The sequence below is a fragment of the Paenibacillus alkalitolerans genome, assembly GCF_016482785.1.
In the GTDB taxonomy this organism is placed as follows: Bacteria; Bacillota; Bacilli; order Paenibacillales; family YIM-B00363; genus Paenibacillus_AE; species Paenibacillus_AE alkalitolerans.
In genome coordinates this window covers 1-1,453 of record NZ_JAEMXM010000059.1, presented here as the reverse complement: position 1 = coordinate 1,453, position 1,453 = coordinate 1, and the positions used below count along the sequence as shown (strand labels likewise).

Below are 1,453 nucleotides of genomic sequence, written 5' to 3'. Positions count from 1 at the left end.
TGAACTGTGACCCGTAAGATGGACACTTTGAAAAAAGTGACCCTCTTACGGGTCATTTATGTTTTAATCAGAATAATGAGGACAGTGGGGTAAAACATCATGATGAAATCGAGAATAAAGTTTTCAGCGGAAGATTTGCAACAGTTAAAGGACAATCCTAATATTCAACAGGTATCTGAGAAGAGCATTTCGTACTCTTCTGCTTTTAAATTAGCGGCGGTGCTGGCATATAACGATGGAGTGACGCCGTTAGAGATATTCATTAACGGCGGGTTCGACACGGCTGTAATTGGTCCCAAAACGCCGAAATGGTGCTTGAAACGTTGGCGTACCACTTTTGCGAAATACGGGGAGGAAGCGCTGCTGGAAGAGCGTAGAGGCAAGGGCTCTAGCGGAAGGAAGCCAGCTGGAGAGATGTCGGTAGAGGAAAAGCTAAAGAAGGCCGAAGCGAGAATTAAACTTCTTCAAGCGGAGAATGAGTTGCTAAAAAAGCTCGAAGCGCTCGAAAGAAAAAATCGTAATGCATTATCCTCTTCCGAGCGCTTCCAACTCATTGAACAGGTTGTTCGCAAATACCGATTGAAACGCATGACGAGATACCTGTGTGAGCTTGCAGAAGTAAGCAGAAGCGGTTACTACAGTTGGCTATCTGCCCAGGAGCATCGCCAACAGCAGGAGCATATCGACGAACATGATTTCCAACTGGTAAAGTCCCACTTTAACTCTTTGGACGGCAAGGCAGGAGCCCTGGTCATTAAAATGAGGTTGGAAAAGATCGATGGCATTGTCATGAATCATAAGAAAATTCGCCGATTAATGCGTAAATATCGCCTTGTAGCGAAGATCCGCCAAGCGAATCCTTATCGCAAGATGGCTAAGGCAACACAGGAGCATTCCACGTGCCCTAATCTCTTGGATCGCTGCTTCGATCAAGGGGAGCCTGCGAAAGTACTGCTTACAGATATAACATATATGCGTTACGGCAGAGGCCAGTGGGCTTACCTCTCATGTGTGAAGGATGGGACGACGAAAGAGATCCTGGCTCACTTTCTCTCCTCTTCGCTTGAACTTTCCATTGTGGAGCGAACCCTAGACCTGCTGTCTGATCGTCTAGCTGGCAATGTTCATTCTCAAGCTATTTTCCATTCCGACCAAGGGATGCATTACACGCACCCCAGGATCAGAAAATTGGTTAAGAAGAACGGTTTCAAGCAATCCATGTCCCGTAAGGGCAACTGTTGGGATAATGCCTCTATGGAATCATTTTTTGGCCATTTAAAGGATGACCTTGATTACCGACACTGCGATACAATTGAAGAATTACGTATTTGTGTCGATGAGTACGTACAGTACTACAATACTGAACGCTACCAATGGTCATTAAAAAAGATGACCCCTGAAGAATACAGGAATCATCTTTTGGCTGCTTAAGCCGCCGAGGGCTTTCTTCAAA

General features: G+C 45.5%; 1 protein-coding gene. It reads left to right on the top strand.

Translation table 11 applies throughout. From position 1 onward, the window contains the following. Positions 1-99: 99 nt before the first annotated feature. Entirely contained in the window at positions 100-1,431 is a 1,332-nt protein-coding gene (locus JET16_RS29730) for an IS3 family transposase (RefSeq protein WP_199624859.1), read from the top strand. Positions 1,432-1,453 lie beyond the last annotated feature (22 nt).

Bases quoted from the DNA above. Each gene is read 5' to 3' on its own strand.
- JET16_RS29730 (WP_199624859.1), top strand. From the start codon at position 100: ATGATGAAATCGAGAATAAAGTTTTCAGCGGAAGATTTGCAACAGTTA.